A 22,835-nucleotide genomic window follows, 5' to 3' on the forward strand; every position below is an offset into this window, starting at 1 on the left:
TCACGCGGCGCGTCACCGGCCCGCTCCCGCTTGGCGCGCCCTCATGCAGCACGCACCTGCGTCAGCAGGCCGCGAACGTCGGCACCGCCGGCGCGACCGCCAGCGCGCGCTCGTTGAACACGACCGGCACGCCGCCGAGCCCCAGCCGGCAGTTCGGGCGATCGAGCCGCCACCCGTCGACGCGCAGCGCGACGCGCGACACCGGCGCGCCCTCCGCATGCGGCAGGTCGATCGTGATCTGCCGCTTCCCGCCGGGTATCAGGTTCAGGTAGTTGTCGCTGTAGAACGCCGGCAGCACACGCGCGCCGGTCGACGGATCGAACACCTGCAGGTGCGTCATCAGCGCGACGGCGGCGCCGAGGTTCGCGACGTCGACCGTGATGCGCGTCGTCACGTCGTCGGCCTCGGCCGACGATGCGTGGACGGACACGGCCGCACCCGGCATCGTATCGAGCGACGTGTATGCGTCGTCGCCCCCGTCGCGCTGCCGCCAGTAGACGTTCTCGGCCAGCGCATTGCCGCCCGCATCGGTCAGCGCGAGCGCGACGATGCACACGTCCGACTTCGCGGCGGCCAGCGCCGACGCGAGGTTCGCCACCACGCGGTACGACGCCTTCGCGACGCCGCCGACATCCGCGCTCGTCCGGCTGCTCAGCGTGCCATCCAGGTTGTACACGCGCATCTCGACGCGGCCGGTGACGGCCGCCGCCGTGTGATTCGCGATCGTCACGTCGGCCGTGCTCGCATCGAGAATCGCATTGACGCGACGGCACCCGTGCCGCACTGCGAAGAACGACGCGTGCGCCTCGAGATCGTGGCTGTACATCTGCCACACGAAGCTCGGCTGCGCGGGGTTCGTCATCCACATGATCACGCCGGTGGCCGGCGACGTGATCTTCCCGGCCACCGGGCCGATCATCACGGCCGCGTTCGCCTCGTAGATCGAGCGGATGCATTCGTAGTTCATCATCTGCGCCTTGCGCACGAAATCCGCGAGATTCCGGATCGCGCCGTAGCGCAGCGCCGTCATCGCGATGTAGCCGGCGCCGCCCTGCTTGCCGACCGCCGGGTAGTACGCGCCGTTGCCGTTCATGTCGCGATCGGCCCAGAAGTCGTCGGGGCATTCGTACGAGGCGGGCGGCAGCATCGCTTCGACGCATTCGAGCGTCGGGATCGAGTGCGAACCGACTTCGTTGTGAAACGCGACCGACGTCGTGCCGTAGCCGCGGCTGAACGCGGCCTGCGGCGACGCCCAGTTGTACGGGCCGCCTGACGAATAGCCGTTCACCGCGCCGGCGCCCGTATCGCCGGCCGAACTCGTGAGGCACAGGCGCTGCGGGTCCAGCTCGGCGACGAGCGCGTCGAGCCCCTTGACGAGTGCCGGCGGCGGCGCACCTTCGTTGCCGCCGCACCAGAGCAGGATCGACGGTCGATGACGGTGGCGTGCGATCACGTCGCGGATGTCGTCGAGATCGCGCGGCACGTTGGCCGGGCCCGACCCGTCTCCTTCGGTCGAGAAGAAGAAATCCTGCCAGACGAGGATCCCGTAGCGGTCGCATGCGTCGAAGAAATCGTCGCTCGTGCTCTGCCCGTTCCAGTTGCGGATCAGGTTGAGGTTCGCGTCGCGATGGAGCCGCACCTGGTGGAACAACCGCGCGCGCGGAATGCGCTTCAGCGCTTCGTCGAGCCCCCAGTTGCCGCCCATTACAAGGATCGGCAGGCCGTTGACCGTGATGCTCAACTGCTTGCCCATGCCGATGTCGCGCGCATGGTCGATGCGACGCAGGCCGATGTTCAGCGTGCGCTCGTCCGACAGCAGGCGCCCGACCTTGACGCCGACCGTCACCGCATGAAGAGTCGGATCGCCGTACCCGTTCGGCCACCACAGGCGCGGTTGCTTGATCGACAACGCCGCGATCTCCGACGACGTGAGCGACACCTTCGTCGTCGTGCCCGACGCGGGAATCGCGATGTCGTGGCTGAACGGCGCGCCGTTGCCGATCGTGCCGACGAGCGTCGCGACGAGATCGGCGCCCGAGCCATTGTCCAGTTCGAGATCGAGCCGCAGCTCGGCGCGCGACAGGTCGGCGGACAGCGTGTGCGCGACGTGGATCGCCGCGATGCGCACCGCGCCGGTCGTGAACCAGGTCACCGGCTGCCAGATGCCGAGCTCGCGATCGGGGATCGTCGGCAGCCAGTCCCAGCCCGCCGAGCAGAAGAACGTCGGCCCGTTCTTCAGCGTGACGCCGGTCGGGCCGCCGTTGCGCCCGCCACGCGTGACGCCGCTCTGGTAGCTCGGCAGCAGCGGCCCTTCGGAGAAATCCAGCTTGACCACGCGCACCGCGAGATTGGCCGCGCCACCCGCCTGCGGCACGAGCCGCGAGACGTCGAACGCGCCCTGCTTGAACGCGCCTTCCAGCCGGCCGACGAGCGCGCCGTTCAGCCAGACCTCGGCGCAGTAGTTGACGCCGCCGAAACGCAGCCACAGCCGCTGCCCCGGCTGCCGCGCCGGCGCCGCGAAGGTCGTCCGGTACCAGTAGTCGGTGTCTTTCAGCGTATCGGGAATGGTGTCGGTGACGATGCGGCCGTAGAACGGATCGGGATACTTGCCGTTGACGATCATGCTGTTCAGCACGGTGCCGGGCACCGTTGCCGGCGCCATGCCCGCCACGCCAGCGGCGCCCGACAGTTGCGCCCCGCCGGCGCCCGGCAGGCTGCTCGCCGATGCGAACGTCCAGTTCGTGGCAAGTTCCTGCGTGGCCAGCAGGCTGCGCGCCGGGTCGTTCGGCACGCCCGGCACGGTCGGTGTGACCGTCGCGGGACCGTCGGCGCCCGGCGTGCCGGCGGTGCCCGATGCCGGATCGATATCGCCGTTGCAGCCGGCGAGCCAGCTCGTACCGGCGAGTGCTGCGCTGTAAGACAGGAATTTCCGGCGCGATGTCGATTGCATGGTGTCGTTCTCCCGGATGGCGTCGTCTCGACGGGCGCGCAGGGTGGCCCCTGCGCGTCGTGCCCGCTTGGGTTTATCGCGCGCCGGCCTCGCGCATGCGCATCGCCGCTGCCGACCCGCCGGCCGTCATCTGCGTGTAGTCCGCGTTCGGCCCGGACGGCGGCGTCAGGTTGTCGGCAGCCGCCCATTGCGTCGGCGTCGCGGACAGCGCGTAGCTCATCGTGCCGCCATTGGCGATCTTGCCCAGCGGCAGCCATGACCCCGCGTAGTCCGCGCCATTGACCTTCAGCGACTGGACATACGCAAACGACGGGCGCCCCGCGCTGTCCATCGTGACCTGCTTGTCGCTTTCGAGCCGCAGCGTCTTGCCGTTGCCGAACCACACCGTGATCCCGCTGAACTGCGGCGTGGACAGCGCGAGCCCCGCCTCCGACGGAATGACCGGGAACATGCCGAGCGCCGCCCACACGTACCAGCTCGACGTCGCGCCCATGTCGTCGTTGCCCGGCAGCCCGTCGCGGGCGGTCGTGAACGCCTTCGACATGATGATCGGGAGAACGTACTGTGCGCCGCTCGGCTGCCCGGCCCAGTTGTACCCCCACGGCGACTGGAACGACGGTTCGTTGCCGATGTACAGGGTGTTCGACGATTCGCCGCCGTTCAGGCTGCCGGAGGACGGCACGGTCGAGAACGGCGTCGTGATCGCGAACAGGTTGTTCAGCCGCGTGACGGCCGCCTGCTTGCCGCCGATCGCGTCGATCAGCGCGCTCCAGTCCTGCGCGAAGGTCCAGAAGTAGTTCGGCTCCGTCGATTCGTGGAACGCGCCCTGCACCAGCGTGCCCAGCGTGCCGGGCGCCGAGCCGGCCGGCGGCGCGTTGCGCGCGGCGATCACCTTGTTCGTGTAGTCGAAGATGTTGCGCCACCACCCGGCCCGCGTGTACAGCGTGCCGATGGTGTCCGGCGTCACGCCGACCGACGGCGCGTTCAGCACGCTGGCGGGCAGCGCCTGCAGGAACGCGGCCGCGGAGCGGTCGCTCAGCACGCGCTCGATGGTCGCCGACGACGAGTGACCGTCATCGCTCTGCGACAGGTAGTGGGCCGTCAGGAAATTGGCCAGGCCCGCTGCGCTCGTGCGATCGTTGCACGCGCTGGACGGATCGAACACCGACTGCTTCGTCAGGCGGGCGGCCGACACCAGGTCGAAATCGGTCGCGCCGAACTTGTACGCGCCGGCAATCACGTTCAGCGCGTTGTCGCCCGCCATCGGCGTCGAGTCGTCGCTGCCGTCGACCCAGTGCGGGAACGCGCCGCACTGCAATGCGTCGACGACGAGCGACTGCATCATGTCGCTCGACTCCTTCGGGGCGAGCAGCGCCAGCAGCTGCGCCTGCGACCGGTACGTGTCCCACAGCGAGAACCCCGTGTAGTGGTTGCCTGCGCCGCCCTGCGATCCATCGGCGCGCCGGAATGCGTAGTCACTGACCTTCGCCGTCGCACGCGCCGGGATGGTGCCGGTCTGGTCGACCGACTTCGGATAGCTGCCATCCGCGTTCCTGGGCTGGCGCATGCTGCGGAATTCGCCGTTCGTGTCGCTGTAGAGCGTCGGCGTGCCGAACACGCGATAGAGCGCGGTGTAGAACTTCGTCAGGTTCGCCTTCTGCGTCGCATTCAACGCTGCGGGCGTCGCGGCCTGGTCGATCTGGATCGTGTTGAGGCGGTCGTTCCACAGGCCGGACGCGTTCTTGCGTGCGTCGTCGAACGCGAGCGTCTCGCCCTCGGCCTTCAGGTTCGCCTGCGCATTCCGGACGCTGACGGACGAAACCCCGACTTTCACGGTGACGGTCCGATCCGCATCGGTCAGGTCGAACTGCAGCGTCGCCGCGCCATTGCTGGCGGTATTCACCGCCGAGGTGCCCGCCTGCTTGCGCAGCGGCTTGTCGAAGGTCGCGTAGAAATACACGGGCGCATTCCATACGGTGCCGTACGGCGTGCAGAACGCCGGCGCCACGGCCTGCCCGCTCATCGACTTGCCGTCGCTCGCGAGCGCCAGCGCGACGTTGTTCGCGGTGACCTTCGTGCTGCCCGAATCGCTGTTGCCGTTCAGCCTCGCGTCGATCGAGAAGAAGCCCTTGTCCTTGTTCGTGTACGTGAAGCGCGCGATGCCGGCGCGCGCGGTCGCGCTCAGCTCCGTCACGATGCCGTTCGCGAGACGCACCTTGTAGTACCCGGGTTCGGCCGTTTCATCCGCGTAGCGGTACCCGATGCCGATCGGCCGGCCGCCCGAGGCCACGGCCGTCGCCGCGTCGGTCGGCAGCATCGCGACCGTGCCCTGCCCCGGGCACCCGACACCGCTCAGGTGCGTCACGCTGAAGAAGTCGATGGTGCCGCCCGACCCGCCTGTCGACAGGTAGCCGCCCGAGCCGTTGAAGTCGTAGCGCGGCGTGTTCGGCCCGAAATTCACCATCCCGAACGGCACCATCGCGCCCGGGCTCACGTTGCCCGCGTAGCCGGAATCCGCATTGACCTGCGTGCCGATCAACGGATTGACGAACTGCGTCAACGCCATGTCGGTGCGCTTCGGCGGGGCCGGCTGATCCGGCCGGGAAGGTTGCGACGGCCCCGCCGTCGGCGGGACGGTCGACGGCGTGTCGCCTGCGCCGTTGCTGGCCGTCTGGACACTGTTCACGTCGTCGCCGCCACACGCGGCCAATGCCGCGCAAGCCAGTGCGGCGACGAGCAAGAGTCGTGGATTTTTCATTGTTTCGTTTAGTACCGTTAATTAAAACGATTGATCCGGCGCCGATGATCATCCGGCACGCCGCCCGGCTTGCGCCCCTGCGCGGCACATCGATGCCGCGCGGCGTGGCGTCGGCTGCCCCCCCAAACGACGTCACGCTGACTTTCAGATGCGAACACCCGGCGACGATCGTTGCCGCCGCAACCGTCTCCACCACCACCCTGCCTCCTGGAGCGTCACAGGCTTCCCAGGGGCTTACAGTGCCGCAACGACTGTTTATTCACTACAAGACGTTTCCCGAATTTTCAGTTTGTTTAACTAAACAATCCGGCGTTAAGTGGCTTTGGGTACAAAGTTCCGCCATTTGTTGCGTTGCAACGGCGGCGCACAGGAGGTGTGCTTTGACGGGCGCCCGGCGAATCCGGGCGCCGCATGAACTGGCGGAACGGAACGAACGAATGCCGTGCGCGTCAGCGCGGCAACGTCCTCAACGAAGAAGGCCCGCCCGTCAGTGCGATCCGCTTGCCCGTATCGTGCAGCTTGCCGCCTTCGACCGAATAGAGCGCCAGTTGCCGTTCGACGTTGAACTGCACGATCACGTGCCGGCTGTCGGCGGTGAACACGATGCCTTGCGCGGCTTCGCCGCCGGGCAACTCGCTCACCTTCACGGCCTGCCCGTTGCGGATCTCGAACAGCAGCACCTTGCCGATCTTGTGGCGGCCCGGGTTGTCGGCCGTCAGGTTCGAGCCGTCCATCGCCTGCACGGCGATCCACTTGCCGTTCGGCGAGATCGCGACGCCTTCCGGCAACGACGGCACCGTCAGGTACTGGACCGTGCGGAACGGCACGCGCGACACGTCGATCAGCGCGACGGTATCGGCGTCGCCCGCCAGCGTGCCCGTATAGCCCGGCAGCCCCGCGAGCCCGACGTTGCTGACGACGGCCCAGCGGTTGTCGCTCGACACGTCGATCGTGTAAGGCGCGACGCCGGTGCTCAGGCGCGACCCGCTGTCGGTCACCTTGCCGTCGTCGACGTTCAGCACCGCGATGCCCTGCTCGTCGCGCAGCGACACGAGCGCATGCTTGCCGTCATGGGTGAAGCTGATCCCCGCCAGCCGCTTCTTGCCGATCTTCAGGTTGCCGTCGAGCGTCACGTTCGTGCCGTCGATACGCAGGATCGACACGCTGCCGTCGACGTTCGCGACCAGCGCGAGCTTGCCCGAGCGGTCGATCGCGATCCCTTGCGGATGCGTGCCGAGTTCGATGCGCGTGATCGACGGCGGCGCGGCGTCGAGATTCACGACCTGCAGGAACGTGTCGAACACGAGCTGCTTCGCGGCCGTGTCGTAGCGCGTCGGCGCGCCGACGAGCGCGAGCTTCGCGTCCGGCGTGATCGCGACGGCCTGCGGCGGCCCCTGGATGCCGTTCTCGACGTCGACCTGCAGCGCGACCTTCGGCGGGAACGTGCTGGCGTCGAGCAGCGTCAGCGTGTCGGCGGGCGGTGAAGCCAGAAAGGTGTCGCGGCCCTCGACGCGCTGGTACTTGCCGTCGTTGCCGGACACGATCCAGTCGGCGGCGTGGGCGGCAACGGCCGTCGTGGCGAGGGTCAGCGCGGCGAGCAGGCGCGCACTGCGCGGGCGAAAAGGATTCGAATGCATGTCGGTCGATTCTCCGGATCGGTTGCGGACACAATGGATGGCATCGACCCTGCTGCTCGACGGGTCGGTGCCATCGCATGATGCCCGAAAGCCGGCAAATCCGGCGTTTCGCGCCCGGTCGGTTTCCGTCACGCCGTCCGGCGCGCGCCGGACGACGACCATTCGCGCACCTCGTCGAGCGGATACACGGGCCGCGCCAGCCGCTCGTATTGGAACAGCCCGTAGTCCGACCCCGTCACGCCGCGGCTGTCGCATTCGACCAGCGCGGCTGCGATCGGCACGAACACCGGCCGGCAATACATCCGCGACTTCAGCAGCAGGAAGCGCGCGCGGCGTGGATCGACGCCGACGCTCTCGAACACACCGAGATCCCACGGCTCCTGGGTCCGCTCGGTGATGACCAGCGTGGCCGCGCCGATGTCGAGCACGGCCGTGCGGCCCATGTACGCACGCTGGCCCGTGTACGTCGGCCCCGTAATCACGTATTCGCCGTCGGTAAGCGCACGCACGATGCCGGTCGCGCGGAACGGTGCGCGCCGCACGCCGCCGTGCGACGGCAGGCGGTTGCCCACCGATACCGTGACGGTCGCGCCGACACCCGCGTCGATCAGCGCCGCGACGGCCTGCGGGTCGCACAACGGCCCGCTGACGATACCGTCGAGCCCGTGCGCGAGCGCGGCCTCCAGCAGGTCCATCGTGTCGCACGGGCCGCCCGACATGCAGTTGTCGCCGTGATCGAGCATCAGCACCGGGCGATCCGCGCCGTGCGCGAGCGTCGCGGCCTGCGCAACCGATTCAGCGAGCGGCGCGCTGCGATAGACGAAGTCGTCGCGCGCGTCCCAGATCTGCCGTGCGATGCGCTCGGCCACCGCGTCGGCGGCGGCCCGGTCGCCATCGGCCACCACCACCACGCTGATGCACGGCGCGGGAATGTCCGCGAGCGAGAAGCCGGGCAGCACCGATACCGCGAGCATCCCGTCGGCCTCGGCGGCGCGCGCGGCCTCCACCGCGCGCCGCATGGCGCCTTCCGCGCTCGCGCTGCGCAGCGTCGACGTCATCAGCGGCGGCTGCCGCCACGCGAGCACGGGCCGCGCGCGACCGTGGAGCCGGTCGAGCAATAAGCGCGCCGCATGCTCGCCCGTCTCGACCATATCGACGTGCGGGTAAGTCTTGAAGCTGACGATCACATCCGCGTGATCGATCATCTTCTGCGTGACGTTCGCATGCAGGTCGAGCGCGACCGCGATCGGCGCGTTGGGCAGCGCCGCGCGCACGCGCTCGAGCAGGTCGCCCTCGCCGTCCGCGCTCTGCTCGGCGACCATCGCGCCGTGCAGGTCGAGCATCACCGCGTCGCAGCCGGGCGCCGCCGCGACGATCGCGTCGCGGATCGCCGCATACGCGTCGGCCGCGACCGGCCCGCTCGGGTTCGCGGCCGCCGATACGGGCGTCACGATCTCGGCCCCCTCACGTTCGGCCGCGTCGAGGAACGCGGCCATCGCGGTGCGCATCCCGCGATTCGCGCGATACGCGTCGTCGCCCCAGTCGGGGCCGTTGCGGCCGAACGCGGCAAGCGGCGTCGGCACCGGCGAGAACGTGTTGGTCTCGTGGTTCATCCGTGCGATCAGGATTTTCATCGTGCGCGGCTCTCCGCGCGCGTCGCCGCGCCGCGCGCGCCTTCGTTCATCTCCATCACCTGCATCGTCAACATCCTCCCGATCGATCCATCGATCCCTCGATGAAAAAGCGCGGCGGCGCCCATCAGGACGCCGCCGCCCGGTCAGCGCATCCGCGCGTCGCTCAAGCGTACCCCGTCGTGCCCTTCGTCTCCAGATACTCGACCAGGCCGAACTCCGCATACTCGCGGCCGTTGCCCGAGCGCTTGTAGCCGCCGAACGGCGCGGCCGGATTCCATGCCGGGTAGTTGATGTGGACGTTGCCGACCCGCAACCGCGCCGCCACCCTGCGCGCACGCTCGATATCCTTCGACTGCACGTAGGCCGCGAGCCCGTAGACCGAATCGTTCGCGAGCGCGATGGCTTCGTCCTCGGTCCGGTAGGTCATGATCGACAGCACCGGCCCGAAGATTTCGTCGGTCGCGATCGTCATGTCCGGCGTGACGTTCGAGAAAACCGTCGGCCGCACGTAGAACCCGTCGCCGAGCCCGTCCGGCCGCCCCGGCCCGCCGGCAACGAGCGTCGCGCCTTCTTCGATCCCGAGCCGGATGAAGTGCTGGATACGGTCGAACTGCGTGCGGCTGACCACCGGCCCGATACCGGTTTCCGTCGAACGCGGATCGCCGACGACCGTGCGTTCCGCCTCGCGCCGCGCGGCCTGCTCGGCCAGCGCCAGATGATCGGCATGCACGAGCATGCGCGTCGGCGCATTGCACGACTGGCCGCTGTTGCTGAAGCAGCTGCGCACGCCACGCGTGACCGCGTCCTCGATATCGGCGTCGGGCAGGATCAGGTTCGGGCTCTTGCTGCCGAGCTCCTGGTGCACGCGCTTCACGGTATCGGCGGCGGCCTTCGCGACCTCGACACCGGCGCGCGTCGAGCCCGTGAACGACACCATGTCGACATCCGGGTGGCGCGACAGCGCGTCGCCCACTTCGTGCCCGTAGCCGTGCACGAGGTTGAACACGCCGGGCGGCACGCCGGCTTCGTGCAGGATCTCCGCGAACAGGATCGCGCTGAACGGCGCGATCTCGCTCGGCTTGAGCACCATCGTGCAGCCGGCCGCGAGCGCCGGCGCGACCTTGCACACGATCTGGTTGATCGGCCAGTTCCACGGCGTGATCAGCGCGCACACGCCGATCGGCTCGTGCGACACCAGCAGCGAATCGGTCTGCGTGCTGAAGCGAAACGACTGCAACGCGCGGATCGTCTGTTCGAGGTGCGCGGTGCCGACGGCCGCCTGCATCGCGCGCGCGAATGCGATCGGCGCGCCCATCTCCTGGCTGATCGTCCGCGCGACCTCCTCGTAGCGGCGCTGGTAAATGTCGAGCACGCGCCGCAGCAGCGCGACGCGCTCATCCACCGGCCAGCGCGAATACGTGTCGAAAGCCTGCCTCGCCGCGCCGACCGCGCGGTCGACGTCGGCGGCACCGCCGATCCTGAGCTGCGCATACGGCCGCGCCGTGCTCGGATCGATCACGTCGATCAATCGTGCATCGGCCGGATCGAGCCACTGGCCGTCGATATAGGACTGTTGTGTCGTTCTCATCGAATGCTCCCGAAATGAAGGCCGCCGCGCTCAGTGCGTCGCCCGCGCATAGGTGTCGACGAGGATGTCGCGGATCTTCGCGACGAACCACACGATCTCGTCGCGCGACATCACGAGCGGCGGCGAGAACTGCACGATCGGCGTGCCTTCGTGATCGACGCCCGCGCGGCACAGCAGCCCCGCGTCGAAGATCGCGGGCGCGAGCAGCGTCGACACGAACGCCTGCGCGCTGATGCCGGCCGCCCAGCGGCGCGCGGCCTTGTCGGTCACGAGTTCGAGCGAATAGTGATAGCCGTCGCCGCGCACGTCGCCGACGCACGGCAGTTCGAGCAGGCCGTCGAGCGTCTGGCGGAACACCGCTTCGTTGTTGCGGACATTCTCCAGCACGCCTTCTCGCTCCATGATCGCGAGGTTGGCGAGCGCGGCCGTGCAGGCAACCGGGTGGCCGCCGTAGGTCGCGCCGTGCAGGAACATCTGCTGCGGGCCGTCGAGCACCGTGTCGACCACCGCGTCGCTCGCGATCACGCCGCCGAGCGGCACGTAGCCCGACGCGATGCCTTTCGCGAACGTGATGATGTCCGGCTTCAGCCCGTAGCGCGCGGAGCCGAAATATTCGCCGAGCCGGCCGAACCCGCAGATCACTTCGTCGGCGACGAGCAGCACGCCGTGCCGGTCGCAGATGTCGCGCAACCCGGCCGCATAGCCGGCCGGCGGCGTCAGGCTGCCGCCCGCGTTCTGCAGCGGCTCGACGACGATCGCGGCGACGGTATCCGGCCCTTCCTGCACGATCAGCGATTCGATCTCGTCGAGCAGGTGGCGCGTGAACTGCGCTTCCGTCTCGCCCGCCGGGCGGCCGTAGCGCTTCGTGTTGCCCACGTGCCGCACACCCGACATCAGCGGCTCGAAATGCTTGCGGAAGTTCGTCATCCCGTTCAGCGCAAGCGCGCCGAACGACGTGCCGTGATACGCGACGCGCCGCGCGATGAACTTGCGCCGCTGCGGCTCGCCGCGCGACTGGTGATACTGGCGCACCAGCTTGATCGCCGATTCGTTCGACTCCGAGCCACTCGACGTGAAGAACACGCGGTTCAGCCCTTCCGGCGCGAGCGCCGCGAGCTTGTGCGCGAGCTTGATCGCCGGCTCGTGGCCCACCCCCCAGTTGGTCGCGAACGGCAGCCGCACCATCTGCTCGCGGATCGCGTCGCCGATTTCCGCGCCGTGGCTGTAGCCGACCTGCACGCAGTACAGCCCGGCCAGCCCGTCGAAGTAGCGCTTGCCGTTGCGGTCGACGAGCCAGCAGCCTTCGCCGCGGTCGAACACGGTGAGCGCGTGGTCGCGATACGCATCGGCGTGCGTGAAATGCATCAGCAGGTGGCGTTTGCCGATGGCCTGCAGGTCCGCATCGAGATTGACGTCAACAGCGTTCATGGGTCGTTCCTCCTTCAGGGTTTTCAGAGCCGGCGGCCGGCAGTCGGCCACCGGTCATTCAATTCATCGACAGCGTCGGCGCCGGGCGCGTGAAGCCGCGCGTGAGCCACACGAGCTGGCAGAGTCCGAGCACGAGCCAGCCGATGCCGACGTAGAACGTCTGGCGCGACAGGCCCGACCAGAGCCACACGTTCATCGCGAAGCCGATCGCCGGCATCACGCCGAACGTGATCCAGCCCGCGAAGCGGCGATGCTCGGGCCGGCACAGATAGCTGCGCATCACGCACAGGTTCACCACCGCGAACGCGACGAGCGCACCGAAGCTGATCATCGTCGACGCGAGATCGAGCGTGATGAACAGCGCGGACAGCGACACGATGCCGACCGCGAGCGTCGCGCGCACCGGCGTGCGCAACCGTGCATGCAGGTGGCCGAAGACGCGTACGGGCAGCACCCGGTCGCGGCCCATCGCGAACAGCACGCGCGTCACGCTCGCCTGGCCCGCCATCGCGCTCGCGAAACAGCCGGCCACGTACACCGCGACGAAGAACGCCGACAGCGTGCCGCCGCCGATGCGCCGCATCAGGTCGAGGCTGGCCGAATCGAGATCCTTGAATGCGTGCCAGTCGGGAAACACCACTTGCCCGACGTACGCGACCAGCATGAACAGCACGCCGCTCGCCAGCGTGCAGAGCAGGATCGCGCGCGGCACCGTGCGCTTCGGCTCGCGTGTCTCCTCCGACAGCGTGGTGACCGCATCGAAGCCGAGGAACGACAGGCACAGGATCGCCGAGCCGGCGAAGATCGCACGCGCATCGCCCGACGACGGCAGCGCGACGGCCATCGACAGCCCCTCGCCCGAAGCGACCCGCGCGGAAGCGATGAAGAAGATCGCGATGAACACGAGCTGGCTCGCGATCAGGATCAGGTTCACGCGATTGACGAGCCGGATGCCGACGATGTTCAGCCCGGTGATCAGCACGATGCTGCCGACGATCCATACGCCGGCCGGCACACCCGGGAAAATCTGTTTCATGTAGATGCCGATCGCGAGGTAGCTGATCATCGGGATGAACAGGTAGTCCATCAGCAACGCCCAGCCGACCATGAAGCCGGCCGACGTACCGAAGTTGCGGCTCGCGAACGTATAGGCCGACCCGGCGCTCGGCATCAGCCGCGCCATGTGGCCGTAGCTGCGCGCGGTGAACAGCATCGCCACCAGCGTGACCGCATACGCGGCGGTCAGGTGCCCGTTCGTCTCGCTCGTGACGATCCCGTAAGTCGTAAACACCGTCATCGGCAACATGTACGCGAGGCCGAAAATCACCAGCGTCGCGAGCCCGAGCAGATGCGGCTTGCGGTGTGGGTCCGCGTCGCCTCGCATCGCGTGCGCGCCGACGTCATGCGTCACGGCGGCTGATGCGTATCGACCTCGGCTGTCGTTGTCCATGCTGTCCTCACGTGGGTGGCGTTCACGGCTGCAACACTCGTTCGCCCGGCACGACCGGCGGCGCACGACTGGGAGAAAGTGTGGTGCGCCAAAAAATCCGCCACGAATGAGAAAAGCGGACGTAATCAGGGGATATTTCCGGACACACCGCCGCGCGTCGCGCCGGCGAGCCATGCATGCTGCTGTGCGGCACTGGCGTTTTGCGGACATTCCGGCTATGTTCTACGCGACCCCGTCGCCCCTTCAGCACCATGAACAGTCGCCCCCATCCAGACCAGAGCCGGGCCGAGCGCAGCCTGCGCTCGTCGCTCGGCCTCGCACGCCCGGCCGGGCGCCAGGAGGACATTCCCGCCACCGTCCACGCGATCGCGGTCGCGCTGGACGAGTGCCGCGTGCGGCACATCGATGGCGCCGCGCTGCTCGAAGGCACGGGGCTCGGCGCGGACGAAGTCGCGTCGCCGAACCTGCACGTGAATCGCGGCCAGGAGCAGCGCTGCTTCCACAACCTGCTGCAGTGCAGCGGCGTGCCGTCGATCGGGCTGTCGATCGGCGCGCGACTGCATGTGTCGACGCTCGGCCTCGCCGGCTACGCGATGCTGATCAGCGGCTCGGTGATGCAGGCGTTTCGGTGCATGGGCCAGTTTCCGCTGTTCATGGGGTTGTATTTCGATGTACGTATCGATGCGCACGCGGACGGCATGAGCGTGACGATCAGCCGCTACAACGGCGAACCCGATCTCGAGGTGTTCCAGGTCGACATGTGCCTGTCGAGCCTGCGGCTGATCGTGTCCGATCTCGTCGGCAAGCCGGTCTGGCCCGAGCAGGTGCAGCTCGCGCGCCGCACGCCGCGCAACGCGGCCGACTACACGCGCCACTTCGGCTGCAAGGTCGTGTTCAATGCGGGCGACAACCGTCTCGTGTTCACGTCGGTGAACGGCACCGAGACGCCGCTGCTCGCGAACGAAGTCAGCTTCAATGCGCTGCATGGCCAGTGCGAGGCGCTCGAACGGCAGTGGGCCGCGTCGGTCGGCACGCGCTTCGCCGATCGCGCGAGGGAGCTGATGGCGCGCGACCTCGCGCGCTTCAAGTCGATGATGTCGCTCGCGGATGCCCTGCACCTGACGGAGCGCACGCTGCGCCGGCGGCTCGACAAGGACGGTCTCACGTTTCAGTCGCTCCTCGACGACGTGCGCCGCGACGAAGCAGTGCGGATGCTCGACGATCCCGAGCTGACGGTCGCGGCCATCGCCGAACGTCTCGGCTACAGCGAGCCGCGCAGTTTCCGTCATGCGTATCGACGCTGGACCGGCAGGGCACCGCGCGCCGATCAGGACGGCAGCGAATAGGCCGGGCGCGCCAGGACTGCGTGCGAATACGCGGTGGTGCGTGACGGTCGGGCACGACGCTGGGGCGCTCGCGAAACCCGCTTCAAGTCGACGGCCTCGTCAATCGATTCGGAATTCGAATCATTTTTCAAACACCTGATCCTTCCCCGTTTCATCGCCACCGCACGATCGTCGGCACGCAATCCCGATCGCCCCCCAAGGTAGACGCGATCATTCGATTACTCTATACTCAGCCCAACTTCATCACAAAATGCATGATCTCGTGTGCAACGTGATGTCATTTCGCAATTCGTTGCGCATGCATCCGTTTCGCCACGTCAAGGGGGCCTCCGGCTCCAGCGGCAGGTTTCATGCCCGCCGCATCCATGCCGTCTTCACGAGACGGTGCCCTGCTCGAACGCGCCTCACCATGACGGCGCCGCCGGGCTGAACATGACAATCAGACGAACGCAGCATTGCGTTCACTCGACCGCCAGTCGCACCTCGTTGCGGCCGGCATGACTGTTTCCGTCAGTTCAAATCGCGGCCATGCCGGGATCACGAACTTCCATCGCGGCGCCATCCGGCGTCCACGCGGCGCGCGCTCGTGCGTGTGCCGCACCGAGATTGAGGGGGTGTATCTTCATGACTCGACGCACTGTCCAGCTGGTGGGCAGCCTGATCGCCATCGTCGCCATCGCCTGGGCGCTCGCCCGCGGCATCGGCGCCGACACATTCAGCCAGCGCGCGGACGATCTCGCGTACTACGCGGGCCAGCACATGCTGCTGGTCGTCTATTCGATGGCGCTCGCGATCGCCGTGGGCGTGCCGGCCGGCGTGCTGCTGAGCCGGCCGCGCTTCCAGCATCAGGCCGAGCACTTCATGCAGGTCTTCAACATCGGCAACACGATCCCGTCGCTCGCCGTGCTCGCCATCGCGCTCGGCATCTTCGGCATCGGCAGCGTGCCCGCGATCGTCGCGCTGTTCCTCGCGTCGCTGCTGCCCATCACGCGCAATGCCTACGAAGGCATGAAGAACGTGCCGGCCGCGCTGCGCGAAGCCGCCAAGGGCATCGGCATGACGGGCTGGCAATCGCTCGTGCGCGTGGAGTTGCCCAATGCGCTGCCGATCATCGTCGGCGGCGTGCGCACCGCGCTCGCGATCAACGTCGGCACGGCCCCGCTCGCCTACCTGATCGGCGCGGACAGTCTCGGCTCGCTGATTTTCCCCGGCATCTATCTCGACAACCAGCCGCTGCTGCTGCTCGGCGCGTCGCTCACCGCGATCCTCGCGCTCGTGCTGGACGGCCTCGTCGCGGCCGGCAGCCGCCATTGGCTCGCCCGCCACGGAGGTGCCGCATGACGCTCCACCGCACCATTCGATCGCTCGCGCGCCTGTGCGCCGTCGCCGCGTTGTGCGTGGCGGCGAGCGCACCGGCCTGCGCGGCGAAGCTCGTGCTGGGCGCGAAGAACTTCACCGAGCAATACGTGCTGGCGGAACTCACCGCGCAGTACCTGCGCGCGCGCGGCTACGACGTGGAAGTCCGTTCGGGCCTCGGCAGCACGCTCGTGCGCAGCGCGCTGGAGAACGGCCAGTTCGATCTCATGTGGGATTACACGGGCACCGCCGCGCTCGTCTACAACAAGATCAACGACAAGCTGTCGCCCGAGGAAATGTACCGGCGCGTCAAGGCGCTCGACGTGCCGCGCGGGCTCGTCTGGCTCGACGCGTCGCCGCTCAACGACACCTACGCGATCGGCCTGCCCAGCCCGCTCGCGCGGGCCACCGGCATCCGGACCGTCTCGCAGCTCGCCGAGCACCTGAAGACCGACCCGGCCGCGAAGCACTACGTGTTCGGGATGGACGCCGAATTCGCGAATCGCCCCGACGGGCTGAAGCCGCTGCTCGCCGCCTACGGCATGCAGTTCAGCCGCGCGCAGCTCAAGCAGATGGACCCGGGGCTCGTCTACACGGCGCTGCACAACAACCAGCTGAAGATCGGCCTCGTCTACACGACCGACGGGCGCGTGAAGGGCTTCGGCATCGTGCCGCTCGAGGACGACAAGCACTTCTTCCCGCCGTACAACGCGACGCCCGTGGTGCGCAAGGGCACGCTCGATCGCAATCCGAAACTTGCGACGCAGCTCAACGCGCTGTCGGCCGCGCTCGACAACGACGTGATGCAGGCGATGGCCAAGGAGGTCGACCTCGACGGCAAGTCGCCGCGCGACGTCGCCGACGCATTCCTGCGCACGCACAAGCTGCCTTGAAGGAAAACCCATGAGCGTATTCGACTATCTCGCATCGAGCTGGCCCGAGCTGCTGCAACTCACGTTGCAGCACATCTGGCTGGTCGGCATCGCCGTAGGCTGCGCGATCGTGGCCGGCGTGCCGCTCGGCATCCTCATCAATCGCCACGACTGGCTTGCCGGGCCGCTGCTCGGCGTCGCGACCATCGTGCTCACGCTGCCGTCCATCGCGCTGTTCGGCCTGATGATCCCGCTCTTCTCGCGCTTCGGCCAGGGGATCGGCGCCGCCCCCGCGATCACCGCCGTGTTCCTGTACTCGCTGCTGCCGATCATGCGCAACACGTACCTCGCGCTGCACAACGTCGATGCGGGCATCAAGGAAGCCGGCACCGGCATCGGCATGACGTCGTGGCAGCGCCTGCGGCTCGTCGACCTGCCGCTCGCGGTGCCGGTGATTCTCGCGGGCGTGCGCACCGCGGTCGTGATGAACATCGGCGTGATGACGATCGCCGCCGTGGTCGGCGCGGGCGGGCTCGGCACGCTGATCCTGCGCGCCATCGGCCAGAGCAGCATGATGAAACTGCTGGTGGGCGCGGTGCTCGTGAGCCTGCTCGCGATCGTCGCCGACCGGCTCCTGCAGATGCTGCAGCGAGCATTGACACCGAAGGGAGTCCAGAAGACATGATCGAACTCGACAAACTGACCAAGACCTTCACGCGCAAGGACGGCCAGGCCGTGCGCGCCGTCGACGCCGTGAGCCTCTCGGTGGCCGAGGGGGAAATCTGCGTGTTCCTCGGCCCGTCGGGTTGCGGCAAGACCACCACGCTGAAGATGATCAACCGGCTGATCGCCCCCACGTCCGGCCGTGTGCTGATCAACGGCGAGGATACGGCGCAGCTGAACGAGGTCGACCTGCGGCGCCACATCGGCTACGTGATCCAGCAGATCGGGTTGTTCCCGAACATGACGATCGAGGAAAACATCACCGTCGTGCCGCGCCTGCTGGGCTGGGACAAGAAGCGCTGCGCCGAGCGCGCGCGCGACCTGATGGCGATGGTCGCGCTCGATCCGAAGCTGTACCTGAAACGCTATCCGCGCGAGCTGTCGGGCGGGCAGCAGCAGCGGATCGGCGTGATTCGCGCGCTGGCCGCCGATCCGCCCGTGCTGTTGATGGACGAGCCGTTCGGCGCGGTCGATCCGATCAATCGCGAATCGATCCAGAACGAGTTTTTCCAGATGCAGCGGCAACTGAACAAGACCGTGATCATGGTGAGCCACGATATCGACGAAGCGATCAAGCTGGGCGATCGCATCGCCGTGTTCCGGCGCGGCCAGCTCGTGCAATACGATCACCCCGACACGCTGCTCGCCCGCCCGCGCGACGAATTCGTCGCGCAGTTCGTGGGCCAGGACAGCACGCTCAAGCGCCTGCTGCTCGTGAAGGCCGGCGACGCCGCCACGCAGCCCGAAACGGCACGGGTCGATACGCCGCTCGCGCACGCGCTCGCCGTGATGGACGAAACCGACTGCCGCTACCTGACCGTGCTCGACGACGCGGGCCGCGCGCTCGGCTACGTGACGCGCCGCGCGGCGCGCACCGGCGGCGGCGTGTGCGGCGAGCGCGTGACGCCCTTCCCGGCCGGTGTCGCGGCGGACGACAACCTGCGCATCGTGCTGTCGAAGATGTACCAGTACAGCGCGTCGTGGATGCCGGTGCTCGACCCCGACGGCGCATGGCTCGGCGAGATCACGCAGGACTCGATCGCCGCGTACCTCAGCTCGGGCCGCTCGCGCCGGCAGACGGGCCAGCCGCCCGGCAGCCCGGCCGATGCGGTCGCGGCAAGCGCCACGCACTGATTCGTCTCCGTGCCGGTGCGGCGTCGCACCGGCACGGGCAAGCGAACCGATACCGTGCGCGATGAAAAAAAACGTGCGGCCAGGCCCGGCGATCAAACGCCGCCTGACCCGCCTTCAACTGAAAGCCGTCGAACCGGAACCGGCGAGCGGACGCCATTTCCATCATCCGTGTTTGCCGCAGACGTAATCCATGACCAGCGTCTGAATGGAGTCGCGCTCGACATACCGGTAATCATCCGAATTTTCGCGAGATATGTAGACCTCGCCCGGCTGCACTCCGACCATGCTGGTCTTGCCCATCGCCCAGGTCTTGTTCCCGCAGTCGAACGACCAATCGGAAACGAGGCGCTTCACCGGAAACGGCGCCGAGTAACGGCGCGGCTCGGCATAAACGATCTTGACCGTCACCCACGAATTGAGCGGATAACGCTCGACGGAAGCGGGATCCACATAGAGCGCGATGGCCGGGCCCGGGCCAAGCGTGATCCAGCTCTCGGCCCATGCCCCGCTTGCGACGAGCGCAAGGAATGCACCCGCAATCCAGCGTCTTTTCATTTTCATTCCTCGAATCCGGTTCGGTGAAATCCGGCGGCCTGATTCTACTTTCTCCGGTTGCGTGACGTGCGCGATTCAAACCGGATCATTCACCGACTTCAAATCATTTCTTCCAATCGACATCCGGTCACGCCTATCGAGCGCGTATAGAAAAATCCGAGCGCCGAATGCATCGCGAATTGCATGAATTCGACTCGCGTAGAATGCCCGCAACAATCGAACATCAAGCCGAGCGGGCCGCCCTTCCATTCCACTCGCACCGGCGCAACGCGAACAAGACAACACGGACACGACCCGTGGCATCCGCAAACGGCGCCGCCCCGACCGCGCGCCCTTGCGACGATCGCCCGCCGACGAAGCCTCCATGAGCAAACCGATCCTGTACCTCCTCGCCGGCAACGGCAGCGCGGCCGACTGGTGGGACGATGCGCTGCCCCACTTCCGGCATTACCAGCCTGTGCCGCTGGAACTGCCGGGGTTCGGCGACAACCCCGCGCCGCCCTGCGAGGATCTCGCCGCCTATGCACAAGCGCTGCTCGACATGACCGAGCCGGGCCACGCGATCATGGCGGTCGGCGTGAACGCGCTACTGGTGCTGCACGCCTTGCAGCGATGCCCCGGCCACTTCAGCCGCAGCGTGCTGCTCGCGCCCGTCGGCGCGTTCCTGTGGGAACGGCGCCTGCCGAAACTGATGGCGCCGAAGCCGCTGCGCAAGACCATCCACTGGCTGCTCGCGCACTACCCGACGCTGTTCGCCCGCAAGTTCTCGAACCTGACCTGGACGCGCGCGCAGTACCGCCGCATGGGCGCCGGCTATGCGCGCTGCCGTGCGTTCCTGCCGCACTGGGATCTCGTGCGTGCCGATACCGCGCTGCCGCTGCTCGAGTGGGTCGCCGATCGCATCGAACTCGTGTGGGGCGACCAGGACAACGTGCTCGGCGTGCGCCAGGCCGCCGCATGGTCGGCGATCCTCGCGCGCGCCGACCTCACCGTCACGCTGCAGGCCGGCTGGGGACACTATCCGTGGATCGACGCGCCCGCGGCATTCGTGCACTGGCTCGAAGCGGGCGATGCCGGCTTCGTCGCGCATACCAAGGGCGGGCGCCTGGCGCTGGCGACGATGGCCGGCCTGCCCGTGCCGCCCGCGCTGTCGCTGACCCGCGCCGACGATCCGCGCCTGCCCGGCTTTCTGGCGAGCCAGCCCGATGCCGAGTGGGCGATCCGCTCGTCGAGCCACGGTGAAGACCAGGCCGATGCGGCCAACGCCGGCCTGCATACGACGTTCCTGCGCGTACCGGCAGCGCAGGCGGCCGCGCGCGTGGCCGAGTTGCTCGATGGCGGCCTCGAGGAAGCGGTCGTGCAGCGCTTCATCACGCCCGTGCTGTCGGGCATCGCGTTCGTGCGGCATCTGGCGGCCGAAGTCGAATGGGTGGAAGGCCACCTCGAAACGCTCGCCGACGGACAGGCCAGCCCGCAACGCGCGATCCTGTCGCGGCTCGGCGAGCCGTGGCAGCGCGGTACGTTCCCCACCGCGCACGGCCTGGGCGCGCCGCAGCTGTGGGCTTTCCTGCAGCGCGTGCTGCGCGCGTTCCACTACGTGCCGGGCGACGTCGAATGGGCGTGGGACGGCCGGCAGCTGTGGCTGCTGCAATACCGTCCGATCAGCAGCTACGGCTGGCATCGCCACCTGACCGCCGCGAACATCGCCGAGATCCTGCCGCCGCAGCCGAGCCGGCTGGTCGAGTACGCGCAACGACGCGCGGCCGGCAGCATCCCGGCGATCATGGCGCGCTGGGATGCACGCGTACTGCAGGACAACGAACCATTTACCGCGCTCTATGGCGGCGCGTCGTACATCAACAACGACCTGTTCCTCGCCCGTCTCGCCGACTGGGGCGTGTCGGCCGGCAGCTACAGCGGCGAGATCGGCGGCGCGACCCCGCCGCTGCGCTGGCGCCCGCTGCGGCTGCTGCGTTCGTTGCCGGTGTTCTGGCGCATGCTGCGCGTCGCGCGCGGGCATCTGCCAACGCTCGAGCGCGGCTTGCAGCGCTTCGACCAGGAACTCGCGACGCTCGTCGAGCAACACGCCGACGGCCAGCAACTGGCCGACTGGTTCACGCGCTTCTACGTATTCGTCGTGCAGGGCAACCTGTGCATCGCGTCGTCGCTGGCCAGCAGCGGCGGCGCACTGTGGGGCCGTCCGCCGACCGCATACGGCCAGCTCGACGACAGCCCGCATCGCCTGCCGTGGGAAACCGATCCGGGCACCGCGCGACCCGCGCCCACCCGCCTGCCGTTGCAGGCGTTTCCCGACTGGCCGCTGCCGGTTCGCGTACTCCACACGCTCGGCGCGCCCGGCATGCGCGGCTGGTATCTGCAGGTGCGCGAGTGGTATCGCGACAACCTGATGCGCGTGTTCTTCCGCCTGCATCATGCGATGCCGGCCGCCGATCGCGACACGTGGTTCGCGCCCCATCCCGAGCGCCGCGAACGCAACGGCAGCTTCTGGCAGGACGGCGGCGAAGGCACCGACGAGGCGGCCGGCTTCATGATCTATCCGGGCCACACGCAAGGCGTGCTCGGCCACGACATCCTGCTGGAAGACACGCTCGATCCGGGCCGGCACGCGCAATATCAGGCCGCGCGCGCCGTGATCGCGCGCATGGGCGGCCGGCTGTCGCACGGCGCGACACTGCTGCGCGAACTGCGCAAGCCGTCGGCCGTGCTGCCGCGCGTCGATGCGGCGTGGATCGGGCGCGAGGTGCGGCTCAGCGACGGCCGGCTGACGCTGGTCGAATGAACGAGATGCGGTTGTCGTCCGCCTGCGCCTGAACTGCTTGCGGGTCAGCGCACAGGCGTGCGGACGACTCCGTCGACCTTCAGCGTGCGGCGGTCGTGCGCGGCTTCGTATTCGACCGTCTGCGCGGGCGTGACGGCGCCGTACGAACGGCCGTTCACATAGACGATGCCGTCCCGCAGCTCGACCCGGTCGCCATTGACCGTCGCGGTGGCCCGTTCGCCCTGCAGTACGGCGCCCGAGCAGCCGGCGGTCGAGAAGCTGCGTACCGACGTGCCCGGCATCGCGGCGATCCCGCCCGGATCCGCCGCATGCGCCGCGCTGCACGGCAGCGCATCCATGCTGCCGGCCGCGTGGACCGCGCCGGCGCTGATGCCGCATCCGGCAAGCAACGCAATCGTCATCGGCTTCAGATGGTTCATGGTGAGCTCCGTTGTCCGCCGCCGCGGATCGATGGCCAGCCGACGCCCGTGCGCGCATGGCAGGCAGGCCGGATGCACCCAGTATGCGTCCGGTTCGCGGCACGCCGCCATCCGCGTCAGTACCACTCGTCACCGCCACGGTTCGCGCCGACACCGGCCTCTGGAAAGACTCCGTCGGCATAACC

Annotated in this window: 15 protein-coding genes; 6 read left to right on the plus strand and 9 right to left on the minus strand. The window is 68.2% G+C overall.

What is annotated here, in order from left to right:
• Nucleotides 1–61 precede the first annotated feature (61 nt).
• The 7 genes from CFB39_RS34790 to CFB39_RS34820 all read right to left on the minus strand — a co-directional run bounded on the left by CFB39_RS34790 (nt 62) and on the right by CFB39_RS34820 (nt 13,445).
• Complete coding sequence (locus CFB39_RS34790) at nt 62–2,950, minus strand: sugar-binding domain-containing protein (RefSeq protein ID WP_089476369.1); 2,889 nt, start codon at nt 2,948–2,950, stop codon at nt 62–64.
• A gap of 73 nt (nt 2,951–3,023) precedes the next feature.
• Nucleotides 3,024–5,708 (minus strand): glycoside hydrolase domain-containing protein, encoded by a 2,685-nt coding sequence (locus CFB39_RS34795; RefSeq protein WP_089476370.1) that lies wholly within the window; start codon nt 5,706–5,708, stop codon nt 3,024–3,026.
• Between the two features lie 449 nt (nt 5,709–6,157).
• Nucleotides 6,158–7,345, minus strand: a complete 1,188-nt coding sequence (locus CFB39_RS34800; protein ID WP_089476542.1) for a beta-propeller fold lactonase family protein — start codon at nt 7,343–7,345, stop codon at nt 6,158–6,160.
• Between the two features lie 128 nt (nt 7,346–7,473).
• A complete protein-coding gene (locus CFB39_RS34805) occupies nt 7,474–8,979 on the minus strand; it encodes a M81 family metallopeptidase (RefSeq protein ID WP_089476371.1) in 1,506 nt (501 codons plus the stop codon).
• Nucleotides 8,980–9,142: 163 nt separating this feature from the next.
• Nucleotides 9,143–10,567 carry an aldehyde dehydrogenase family protein gene (locus tag CFB39_RS34810; protein ID WP_089476372.1) on the minus strand — a complete coding sequence of 475 codons (1,425 nt, stop codon included), beginning with the start codon at nt 10,565–10,567 and terminating at the stop codon, nt 9,143–9,145.
• 30 nt (nt 10,568–10,597) lie between these two features.
• Nucleotides 10,598–11,995 (minus strand): aspartate aminotransferase family protein, encoded by a 1,398-nt coding sequence (locus CFB39_RS34815; RefSeq protein ID WP_089476373.1) that lies wholly within the window; start codon nt 11,993–11,995, stop codon nt 10,598–10,600.
• 58 nt (nt 11,996–12,053) lie between these two features.
• Nucleotides 12,054–13,445 (minus strand): APC family permease, encoded by a 1,392-nt coding sequence (locus CFB39_RS34820; RefSeq protein ID WP_089476374.1) that lies wholly within the window; start codon nt 13,443–13,445, stop codon nt 12,054–12,056.
• Nucleotides 13,446–13,696: 251 nt separating this feature from the next.
• Here CFB39_RS34820 and CFB39_RS34825 point away from each other — a divergent pair, with 251 nt between their 5' ends.
• From CFB39_RS34825 to CFB39_RS34855, 5 genes are all read left to right on the plus strand, one after another.
• Nucleotides 13,697–14,791 (plus strand): AraC family transcriptional regulator, encoded by a 1,095-nt coding sequence (locus CFB39_RS34825; protein WP_089476375.1) that lies wholly within the window; start codon nt 13,697–13,699, stop codon nt 14,789–14,791.
• Between the two features lie 624 nt (nt 14,792–15,415).
• Nucleotides 15,416–16,132 (plus strand): ABC transporter permease, encoded by a 717-nt coding sequence (locus CFB39_RS34840; protein ID WP_089476376.1) that lies wholly within the window; start codon nt 15,416–15,418, stop codon nt 16,130–16,132.
• Nucleotides 16,129–17,040, plus strand: a complete 912-nt coding sequence (locus CFB39_RS34845) for a glycine betaine ABC transporter substrate-binding protein (RefSeq protein WP_089476377.1) — start codon at nt 16,129–16,131, stop codon at nt 17,038–17,040. The genes CFB39_RS34840 and CFB39_RS34845 overlap by 4 nt, the downstream gene beginning before the upstream one ends.
• A gap of 10 nt (nt 17,041–17,050) precedes the next feature.
• Nucleotides 17,051–17,704, plus strand: coding sequence for an ABC transporter permease (locus CFB39_RS34850; RefSeq protein WP_089476378.1), 654 nt, complete (start codon nt 17,051–17,053; stop codon nt 17,702–17,704).
• Entirely contained in the window at nt 17,701–18,876 is a 1,176-nt protein-coding gene (locus CFB39_RS34855) for an ABC transporter ATP-binding protein (RefSeq protein ID WP_089429931.1), read from the plus strand. The genes CFB39_RS34850 and CFB39_RS34855 overlap by 4 nt, the downstream gene beginning before the upstream one ends.
• Nucleotides 18,877–19,038: 162 nt before the next feature.
• Here CFB39_RS34855 and CFB39_RS34860 read toward each other — a convergent pair whose 3' ends face one another.
• Nucleotides 19,039–19,437 (minus strand): surface-adhesin E family protein, encoded by a 399-nt coding sequence (locus CFB39_RS34860; RefSeq protein WP_089476379.1) that lies wholly within the window; start codon nt 19,435–19,437, stop codon nt 19,039–19,041.
• 358 nt (nt 19,438–19,795) lie between these two features.
• Here CFB39_RS34860 and CFB39_RS34865 point away from each other — a divergent pair, with 358 nt between their 5' ends.
• The gene (locus tag CFB39_RS34865; RefSeq protein ID WP_089476380.1) at nt 19,796–22,231 is read left to right on the plus strand and encodes a PEP-utilizing enzyme; all 2,436 of its coding nucleotides are present in this window, start codon (nt 19,796–19,798) and stop codon (nt 22,229–22,231) included.
• A 44-nt stretch (nt 22,232–22,275) separates the two neighbouring features.
• Here the strand turns inward: CFB39_RS34865 and CFB39_RS34870 are convergent, their stop codons facing one another.
• Nucleotides 22,276–22,650 (minus strand): sugar ABC transporter ATPase, encoded by a 375-nt coding sequence (locus CFB39_RS34870; RefSeq protein WP_089476381.1) that lies wholly within the window; start codon nt 22,648–22,650, stop codon nt 22,276–22,278.
• Between the last annotated feature and the right edge of the window lie 185 nt (nt 22,651–22,835).

The organism is Burkholderia sp. AU6039 (genome assembly GCF_002223365.1).
In the GTDB taxonomy this organism is placed as follows: Bacteria; Pseudomonadota; Gammaproteobacteria; order Burkholderiales; family Burkholderiaceae; genus Burkholderia.